Here is a 9,707-nt window from a genome sequence, read left to right as displayed (position 1 = left end):
TGACGCCTCCGGGCGCTACGCACCCTACGCCATCATCCCCAGGCAAAAGCTGCTACACCACTCGACGGGACATGACCTTGTAGAGGGGCGCCTTCCTGCTCTTGAGCAGATTTCGTCATAATCGGGAGTGATCGCCCCAAACGATCAAGAACCGTCCCAATCAAACTACTCCAGGTCCTGGATTTCTCCAAGAGAAGTCATCTAATTTGGCATACCTTGGTCGGGTTGCATATATGAGTCATTGGCAGGTCGTCGTGACAATACGTCAATACTCCTCACTGCAGATGTCATGAAACGTTACGCTGATGACTCGGCGAAATGGCTAAAAATCATTCAAATTCACTGATATGGCGCTGAACTGCGAGGCAAGGTTTGGGTGAGTCGATGAACACAAAAAATCACAAATAGGCCGAATAATCGGGAATGAGTACTTTTGATGTAAATGAATTGTGATTGACTTGGTGGGGTAAGACTTGAGAGTCTTGGCGTCGGGATGGGCGCGAAGAATGATCAGGGCAGCCCAATGTCAGGCAAGCAGGGCGAGATACCGGGGGGCGTCCCGGTCGATAGGGTGGAGGCGGCGCGGCAGGTCAAAGCGGCGTTACGGGGGCCGGTCATGCGGGCCTTGGCCGAAGGAATTCCTGAAATACGCAACATGCCGGGAACCGTCGCCTATGAGAAGGTGATGGCCGATATCGGCCTGCTGGAACAATGCTTCGGTTATTTCCGCGCCAGCCGCGACAAGTTCATTCAGGTGCTGGTGGATGCCGAGCAGCGTCAGGTCAATGATGACAACGCCAAGTTGTCCTGTGGTCGCACCCTGAACGAGGTGGTGGCCATGATCGTTCGCTCCGCCGCCTTCCGCTATTTCCGCCTCCGGGTGGTGGAGCGAAAATCACCACAGCGCCCCAAGGAGCCCGTCGGGGTGTTGGCGCGTGCCCTGTCATCCCTGGGTCTGAGACGATCCATGCCTGCGCCCGAGGCCGCAAGCCGGGCCGAGCAACTCTACAAGGCCATCCGGCAATATCTGTTGTATGAGTGGCAGGTGCCGCTGGTCCCCGCCTATTCCCAATTGTCGCCCGCCGATGTTTCGCGACTGGGGCCGCGTATCGTGGAATTGCGCAGTCCCGAGGATCTGCTGGTGGCCGCCGGTCGGCGCGCCCCGCCCACGGTGGTTCCCGCCGCCACCGCCGCGCCTTGCGCGCCATCGCCGGTCGAGCAATGGTCGGTACGGCCCAAGACCGCCGAGCCCCCCACTAATCTCAGCGATCTGTTGACGCCGGATGGATCGCGTCTGCGGATGGAGGCACTGTCAGGCCTGCTCGGCGAGCCCGCGGTGCTCGAGGCTTCGGGCAATGCCGAACAGACGGCCGCCGTGACCAGTGCCTTGGCGGCGGTGGGGCGTGTGCTGGTCAAGTCCCTGGTCAGTGATCTCGGCCTCGACAAGCGTCAATTGGCGGTCTGTCTGTTGAGCGCCCAGAACGCCATGCCGCCTTCGGCCTTCGAGCAACTTGCGCGGGCTTCGGAAAACGATGCCGCCATGCTTCGCTTCATGCTGGCGGTGCGCCGGGCCAAGCTGACGGTGCAGTCCAGCCTGCCGGACTGCGCCGCCATCATCGCCGCGGCGGTCAAGCCGAAATAGGTCTCAGATCTCGGCCCCGGCGGAACGGCCGTTGATCATCAATCCCCCTTCGGCGGCGCTGACCTTGACGGTGTCGCCATCCTTGATCCCGCCTTCGAGGATTTGCGAGGCCAGCGGGTTCTGCAACGTGCGCTGGATGACCCGCTTCAGCGGTCGGGCGCCGTAGACCGGGTCATAGCCCTTTTCCGCCAGCCAGTGCATGGCGGTCTCGTCCAGCGCCAAAGTGACCTTGCGGTCCTCCAGCAGCTTGCGGAGCCGCGCCAGCTGGATATCGACGATGCCCGCCATGTCGCCGCGTCCCAGGCGGTGGAACAGCAGGATCTCGTCGAGGCGGTTGAGGAATTCCGGCCGGAAATTGGCGCGCACCACCTCCATGACCTCGGCGCGGACCTCGGCGGAATCGTGGCCGTCCTCCTGGTTGGCCAGGATATCCGAGCCCAGATTGGAGGTCAGCACGATCAAGGTGTTGCGGAAGTCGACGGTGCGGCCCTGACCATCGGTCAGGCGGCCGTCGTCGAGAACCTGCAGCAGCACGTTGAACACATCGGGATGGGCTTTTTCAACCTCGTCGAACAGGATCACCTGATAGGGGCGGCGCCGGACCGCCTCAGTGAGCGCCCCGCCTTCCTCGTAGCCCACATAGCCGGGCGGCGCGCCGATCAGCCGGGCCACGGAATGCTTTTCCATGTATTCCGACATGTCCATGCGGACCAGGGCGGTCTCGTCGTCGAACAGGAATTCCGCCAGGGCCTTGGTCAGCTCGGTCTTGCCGACGCCGGTGGGGCCGAGGAACAGGAACGAGCCGATGGGGCGGTTGGGGTCCTGCAGCCCGGCGCGGGAGCGCCGCACCGCGTTGGACACCGCCACCAGGGCTTCCTGTTGGCCCACCACCCGCGACCGCAGGCGGTTTTCCATGCCCAGCAGCTTGTCGCGCTCGCCCTGCAGCATCTTTTCCACCGGGATGCCGGTCCAGCGCGACACCACGCTGGCGATGTGCTCCTCGGTCACCGATTCGGTCAGCAGGCGCTGGCCTTCGCCGGCTCCGGCCTCGATCTGGCGTTCCAGTTCCGGAATAACGCCGAATTTCAGCTCGCCAGCCCGCGCCCAATTGGCGGCGCGCTCGGCATTGGCCAGTTCAATGCGGGCCTCCTCCAACTGTTCCTTGATCTTGGTGGACGACGCCAGATTGTTCTTCTCTGCGCGCCAGCGTTCCGACATGTCGGAGGATTCGCGCTCCAGCTGGGTCAGTTCCACCTCAAGCCGGGACAGGCGATCGCGGGACGCGGCGTCGCTTTCCCTCTTCAGGGCTTCACGCTCGATCTTCAACTGGATGATACGGCGGTCCAACTCGTCCAGGGCCTCGGGCTTGGAATCGATCTGCATGCGCAGGCGCGATCCCGCCTCGTCCACCAGATCGATGGCCTTGTCGGGCAGGAAACGATCGGTGATGTAGCGGTTGGACAGGGTGGCGGCGGCCACCAGGGCGCCGTCGGCGATGCGCACCCCATGGTGCAGCTCATACTTCTCCTTCAGGCCGCGCAGGATGGAGATGGTGTCCTCCACTCCCGGCTCGGAGACGAAGACCGGCTGGAAGCGCCGCGCCAGGGCGGCGTCCTTTTCCACATGCTTGCGGTATTCGTTCAAGGTGGTGGCGCCGATGCAATGCAACTCGCCGCGCGCCAGGGCGGGCTTGAGCAGATTGGAGGCATCCATGGAGCCCTCGGCGGCGCCTGCCCCGATCAGGGTGTGCATCTCGTCGATGAACAAGATCACCTCGCCCTCGGCGGCGGTGACCTCGGTCAGCACCGCCTTCAGGCGTTCCTCGAACTCGCCGCGGAACTTGGCGCCCGCCACCAGGGCGCCGAGATCGAGCACCATCAGGCGCTTGTTCTTCAGGGTCTCGGGCACGTCGCCGTTGACGATGCGGTTGGCCAAGCCCTCGACGATGGCGGTCTTGCCGACGCCGGGCTCGCCGATCAGCACCGGGTTGTTCTTGGTGCGGCGGCTCAGCACCTGGATGGTGCGGCGGATTTCCTCGTCGCGGCCGATCACCGGGTCGAGCTTGCCATCGCGGGCCGCCTGGGTCAGATCGCGGGCGTATTTCTTCAAGGCGTCATAGCCGTCCTCGGCGGAGGCGCTGTTGGCCTTGCGGCCCTTGCGCACATCCTCGATGGCGTGGTTGAGGCCCTGGGGCGTGACGCCCGCATCCTTGAGCGCCTGGGCGGCGGGAGTGCCCGACGCCAGCGCCAGGGCCAGCAGCAGCCGTTCGGCGGTGACGAAGGAATCGCCCGCCTTCTCGGCCATCTGGCTGGCCTGGTCGAACAGCCGCGCCAGTTCCGGGGTCAGGTGGATGCCGCCGGCGCCGGGGCCTTCCACCTTGGGCAGCTTGTCCAAGGCGGCCTCGACGGCCTTCAGCGCCCGGGCGGGATCGCCTCCGGCGGCACGAATCAGATTGGCGGCCAGTCCATCCTTGTCGGCCAGCAGGACCTGGGCCAGATGTTCCGGGGTCAGGCGTTGATGGCCGGATCGCAACGCCAGGGTTTGCGCCGACTGGATGAATCCCTTGCAGCGCTCGGTAAATTTCTCGAAATCCATGTGTGCCCTCGGTGAGTGAGCGGCAGGAGAAAGGCGCCACAATGGCCGCCGTCCTCCCTGTCGGATGATCGCCCATTGATATGGCGTGGAATTCTAGACTCGCAAGCGAGGTTTATTCGGCCATTTCCGCAGGGGCGGCACGCAGCGTCACCTTGAAGGAGGAGCCCTTGCCGGGGACGGATTCGACGCTGATCCGGCCGCCGTGATGTTCGATGATCTTCTTGCAGATGGCCAGGCCGATGCCGGTGCCCTCGAACTCGCCCCGGCGGTGCAGGCGGTTGAAGATCAGGAAGATGCGGTCGAAATATTGCGGATCGATGCCGATGCCGTTGTCCTCGACCACCACGTCCCAATCGGTGCCCGAGCGCCGCGCCGATAGGCGCACCTTGGGGGGGCGCTGGTCATCGCGATACTTGATGGCGTTGCCGATCAGATTCTGGAACAGCCGTGACAGTTCCTCGCCATCGCCCCAGACCACCGGCAGCCCTTCGGCGGGGCGAATCACTTCGGCATTCGCTTCCTCGATCTTGAGGGTCAAGGCCCGCAAGGCCCGATCCACCGCCTTGTCCAGCGATATCGCCTCCATGGGGCGGGTCAGGCGGCCGATGCGGGAATATTCCAGCAGGTCGAGGACCAGGCGATCCATGCGCTTGGCGCCATCGCGGGCGAAGCCGATGAATTCGCGGGCCTGCTCGTCCAGCTTGTCGCAATAGCGGCGTTCCAGCAGGTCCACATAGGAACTGACCATGCGCAGGGGCTCGCGCAGGTCGTGGCTGGCAACATAGGCGAACTGCTCCAATTCGGTGTTGGAGCGGGTCAGTTCCTCGGCCTTGGCCTGGAGCTCGAGAGCGACCTCCTTCTGCTCGGTGATATCCTTGATGGTGCCCAGCAGGCGAATGGGCTTGCCCGATTCGTCCCGCTCCAGCCGACCCACTCCAGCCACCCAGCGCAATGCCCCATCGCTGCGCCGAAGGATCTGGTATTCGCGATCGAAGTCGTGGGTTCCCGCCTGGATTGCCCCAAGATACTCCGCCATGCTCCAGCGCATGCTGGGTGCCACCAGGCTCAGCCAGCCCACGCCGGTCCGCTCGAACCGGGCGTCGATGCCGAAGATCTCGTCGAGGACCGCCGAGCTTTCCCAACGATCCGCCACCATGTCGTAGACGTAATAGCCCAGCTTTGCCACCTGCTGTGCCTGGATCAGGTTGGCTTCGCTGGTCCTCAACTGCTCAAGTGCGGTGATCTCGGCGCGGCGGCGGCGCATCAGCAACAGCAGCAGTATGCTCAGCACCAGAATCGCGATGCCGACCACCAGCGCTATGCGCAGCTGATGAATCCGCCAGGGCGCCAGGACTTCGTCGATGGGGGTCGCGGCCAGCACCACCAGGCCATAGCGGTCCAGCCGCTTGAAGCTGGTGATGCGCGCCACGCCGTCCAGCGGCGAGACGGTGATCCTCGTGGCCGAAGGCCATCCCTCGGCGATCTCGGGGAAGGCGACCCGGTTGTCGACCTTGGAGCCCTCAGCGCCCTCCAGGCGGGGGTGGCGGACAAGGATGGTGCCATCGGTCCGCTGCAAGGTCACGATGCCGCCCGGTCCGACCCCAAGGGTGGCGAAAAAGTCGAACGGCACCTTGGGATCGATATTGGCGCCGATCAGCCCGGCGAAACGGCCGTCGGGATAGTCCACCCGTCGGCTGAGGATCAGGGTATTCCACCCCATCAGCAGCCCGACCAGCGGTTCGCTGACATAAGCCTCGGAGCCGGGAGTGTCCTTGAGGTGGCGGAAGTATTCGCGCTGGGACAGGTCCCTCTCGGGGGTGGGAAACTGTTTGGCGTGCAGGCGGAAGCGTCCGGCTTCATCCGCCATGAACATGGTCGGGATATTGGGCTGTGCCTCCCCCAGATCGCGCAGCAGCCGCCAGGAGTCCTGGTCGGTCATGACCCGATCCCAGTCGTGATCGCGGCTGAAGATCGGAATCGCCACCTTGACGGCGGCGTGGGCACTGTCGAACAGGTTCAGGACATGGGTGCCGGCCAGTTCGGCCATGCCCTGGACGCGCCGCTCCGCCGCCGCCATGGTCTCGTCATGATCGGAGGACAGGGTGGCATGGACCCAAAGCACGATGGCCAGCACCACGGCGGCCCACAGTCCCAGGGGCCACCACCGGGGGAGCATTGCTCCAATTCCCGATCCGCTCGACACGATATGGGGCCCCTCTCAGTTGGGCGGTCCTGGCGAATGGTGAAGCAGGTTCATCGACCGCAAGAATGGTAGAAGGCGCCCGCCCGGCCGTAAAGCTCTCATCTCGCGCATGTCCCATGCAAAAGGCCCCACCAGTGGTGGGGCCTTTCGTTGAAATGCGCCGGATTGGGTCAGCCGCGCGCCATCTTGGCCAGACGCATGCGCAGCGCGTTCAGCTTGATGAAGCCCTGGGCGTCGCGCTGGTCGTAGACCGAGTCTTCCTCAAAGGTGACATAGTCCAGGCGATAGAGCGACTTGGGCGACTTGCGGCCCACCACCGAGGCGACACCCTTGTACAGCTTCAGCCGCACGGTGCCGGTGACGTTCTCGCTGACCTTGTCGATCATGGTCTGGATGGCGATGCGCTCGGGGCTGAACCAGAATCCGTTGTAGATCAGCTCGGCATAGCGCGGCATCAACTCATCCTTCAGGTGGGACTCGCCGCGATCCAGCGTCAGGCTTTCCATGGCGCGGTGGGCCACGATCAGGACGGAACCGCCGGGGGTCTCGTAGACGCCGCGGCTCTTCATGCCGACGAAGCGGTTTTCCACCAGATCGAGGCGGCCGATGCCGTTGGCGCCGCCCAGTTCGTTCAGCTTGGTCAGCAGGGCGGCGGGGGACAGCCGCACGCCGTCGATGGCCACCGCGTCGCCTTTCTCGAACTCGATTTCCACATAAGTGGGGGTGTCCGGGGCCTTTTCCGGGCTGACCGAGCGGGTATACATGTCCTCGAAGGGCTCGACCCACGGATCCTCCAGCGCCTTGCCCTCATAGGAGATGTGCAGCAGATTGGCGTCGGTGGAGTAGGGGGCCTCGCCCCGCTTGTCCTTAGCGATGGGAATCTGGTGCTTCTCGGCGAATTCGAGCAGCTTGGTCCGCGATGTCAGGTCCCACAGCCGCCAGGGCGCGATCACCTTGATGTCGGGCTTCAGGGCGTAATAGCCCATCTCGAAACGGACCTGGTCATTGCCCTTGCCGGTGGCGCCATGGGACACCGCGTCGGCGCCCACCAGATTGGCGATCTCGATCTGGCGCTTGGAGATCAGCGGCCGCGCGATGGAGGTGCCCAGCAGGTAGACACCCTCGTACAGCGCGTTGGCGCGGAACATGGGGAAGACGAAGTCGCGGACGAATTCCTCGCGCAGGTCGTCGATGAAGATGTTCTCTTCCTTGATGCCCATCAGGCGCGCCTTGGCGCGGGCGGGCTCCAGTTCCTCGCCCTGGCCCAGATCGGCGGTGAAGGTCACCACCTCGCACTGGTACTGGTCCTGCAGCCAGCGCAGGATGATGGAGGTGTCGAGACCGCCGGAATAGGCCAGAACGACCTTCTTGACTTCGCCCTTCATGAGAGACGCCTTTCCGAGATGGAGGGGGGAAAATCGGCGGCGCAGTATAAGCCTCGCCGCGCAGGAGACAACAGTTTCCCGCTAATTCTTCTTCGGTCCCATCTTGGCCAGGGCGCTGACCGCCATATGGGTGGCCGAGGGGATCTGCGCCATCATCAGGTCGGTCTGGCGCTTGTGGCCCTGGAAGCGGTCGAGATCCTTGCCCGCCAGCTTGACGCCGGTGGGGACCTTGATGCTCATGGGATTGACCTGATTGTTGCCCTGCAGCACCTCGTAATGCAGATGCGGGCCGGTGGAGCGGCCGGTGGAGCCGACGAAGCCGATGATCTGGCCCTGCATCACCCGGCGCCCCGTGTGCACGCCCTGGGCGATGCGGCTCATATGGGCATAGGCGGTGGCGAAGCCGTTGCCGTGGCGCAGCCGCACATAATTGCCATAGGCGCCGTTGGGGCCCGCCATCTCGACGCTGCCGTCGCCCGCCGCCTGGATGGGGGTGCCGGGGGGGACGCCGAAATCGATGCCCTTGTGCATCTTGGAATAGCCCAGGATGGGATGGTTGCGCATGCCGAAGCCCGAGGTGATCTTGGCGCCGTCGACCGGGGTCTTCAGCAACGCCTTCTTGACGCTTTCGCCCTTGGCATTGAAATAGTCGGTAGCCCCCAGGGAATCCTCGTAGCGGTAGAGTTGGATTTCCGATCCCGACAGGTCCAGCCCTGCAAAAAGAATGTCGCCGGGACGGACCAGCTTGCCCTTGGTGTCGTACCAGCCCTCGAACATGACCTCGAAGCTGTCGCCCTGCTGGATGTCGCGCTGGAAATCGACGTCGTAGCTCAGCGCCTTGATCATGTTGATGATGACCTGCACCGGCACGCCGGCGGCCATGGCGCTTTCATACAGGCTGCTTTTGATGCTGCCGCTATAGTGGGCCACCTGCTTGCTGACCGGTCGGGTGGTCTGGTCGGCCTTGAAGCCGCCCTTGTCGGTGCGCCGGGCGAAGACATCGCGAATGGGGTCGGTGGCCAGGCTGACCTTGCTGAACTCACCCCGGCCAAAACCGTGGGGGGCGGGGGCATGGGTAACGGTCACCTTCTGCCCGGCCTTCAACTGGCGTGGGTCGAACAGAGTGATCAAGGCATCGATGGCTTGCGTGGCCTCGGCCGAGGCAACGCCCGCCCGGCCCAGCAGTTCCGTGAGCTTTTCGCCCGATCGCACCTGGACGATGGTTTCCACCGGGCGGCGGGCACGGTCCTCGATCTCGCTGTCGGACAGGTCCGCAAGAGTGATGGCGGTGACCTTGGCCTCGCCTTCCAGGTCCATATAGAGAGGCGGCGGGCCGCTCAGACGGTCATCGCCGCCGCCGAACGGCGTGAAGGGCACGAAGGGACGGGCGGCGAACAGGGCGGCGCCGCCGACCAGGATGACCACGGCCAGGGCCTTCAGGCTGCGCTTCACTTTGGCTGTGACGTGACCGGCCAATGGTCCTGCTCATCGGGTGTTGATCCGCGGTGGTTATGGCAGTGCCGCCCCGGGGGGCGCAACTCAAAACGCCCCGCCATCCCTTCCGACCCATTCCCATAAAGCCATTTTGCGATTGCGAAAGAAAAGTTACGGACAGGGGTTGACGCCACCCCGACAACCTTCTACAACCCGCCTCCCGCCGCGACGGATCGCAAGGTTCTGGTGGTGGGGACGGCCCGGTCAGCGGGGTTTGCCGCAAGGCAAAAACAAGTGTTGACGGGGCGGTCTGGGCGGCGTAGAAACCGCCTCCCGCCGCGACGGCCGACAGGCCGGGACGGAGGGAAACAGGCCCGGTCGACGGGGTTTACCTTCGGGTAAAAACAAGTGTTGACGGGGTTGTTTTGGCGGGGTAGAACCCGCCTCC

The 9,707-nt window shown here is 64.2% G+C and carries 5 protein-coding genes; 1 reads left to right on the top strand and 4 read right to left on the bottom strand.

Annotated features, from left to right (window positions below; genetic code table 11):
- The first annotated feature begins 655 nt into the window (after nucleotides 1–655).
- Nucleotides 656–1,642, top strand: coding sequence for a hypothetical protein (locus A6A04_RS15855; RefSeq protein WP_068494609.1), 987 nt, complete (start codon nucleotides 656–658; stop codon nucleotides 1,640–1,642).
- A gap of 3 nt (nucleotides 1,643–1,645) precedes the next feature.
- Here the strand turns inward: A6A04_RS15855 and clpB are convergent, their stop codons facing one another.
- From clpB to A6A04_RS15835, 4 genes are all read right to left on the bottom strand, one after another.
- The gene (gene clpB / locus A6A04_RS15850; protein WP_068494607.1) at nucleotides 1,646–4,237 is read right to left on the bottom strand and encodes an ATP-dependent chaperone ClpB; all 2,592 of its coding nucleotides are present in this window, start codon (nucleotides 4,235–4,237) and stop codon (nucleotides 1,646–1,648) included.
- Nucleotides 4,238–4,349: 112 nt separating this feature from the next.
- On the bottom strand, nucleotides 4,350–6,413 hold the full coding sequence (locus tag A6A04_RS15845) for an ATP-binding protein (protein ID WP_068494605.1): 2,064 nt from the start codon (nucleotides 6,411–6,413) through the stop codon (nucleotides 4,350–4,352).
- Nucleotides 6,414–6,610: 197 nt separating this feature from the next.
- Nucleotides 6,611–7,825 (bottom strand): argininosuccinate synthase, encoded by a 1,215-nt coding sequence (locus tag A6A04_RS15840; RefSeq protein ID WP_068494603.1) that lies wholly within the window; start codon nucleotides 7,823–7,825, stop codon nucleotides 6,611–6,613.
- 81 nt (nucleotides 7,826–7,906) lie between these two features.
- Nucleotides 7,907–9,277 carry a M23 family metallopeptidase gene (locus A6A04_RS15835; RefSeq protein WP_245651241.1) on the bottom strand — a complete coding sequence of 457 codons (1,371 nt, stop codon included), beginning with the start codon at nucleotides 9,275–9,277 and terminating at the stop codon, nucleotides 7,907–7,909.
- Nucleotides 9,278–9,707 lie beyond the last annotated feature (430 nt).

It is taken from the genome of Paramagnetospirillum marisnigri, from assembly GCF_001650715.1.
Taxonomy (GTDB): domain Bacteria; phylum Pseudomonadota; class Alphaproteobacteria; order Rhodospirillales; family Magnetospirillaceae; genus Phaeospirillum; species Phaeospirillum marisnigri.
This window is presented reverse-complemented; position numbering and strand designations above follow the sequence as displayed.

What these genes read in the sequence shown, in the direction of transcription:
- A6A04_RS15855 (WP_068494609.1), top strand. Translation starts at nt 656, where the DNA reads ATGCCGGGAACCGTCGCCTATGAGAAGGTGATGGCCGATATCGGCCTG.
- clpB (WP_068494607.1), bottom strand. Translation starts at nt 4,237, where the DNA reads ATGGATTTCGAGAAATTTACCGAGCGCTGCAAGGGATTCATCCAGTCG.
- A6A04_RS15845 (WP_068494605.1), bottom strand. Translation starts at nt 6,413, where the DNA reads ATGCTCCCCCGGTGGTGGCCCCTGGGACTGTGGGCCGCCGTGGTGCTG.
- A6A04_RS15840 (WP_068494603.1), bottom strand. Translation starts at nt 7,825, where the DNA reads ATGAAGGGCGAAGTCAAGAAGGTCGTTCTGGCCTATTCCGGCGGTCTC.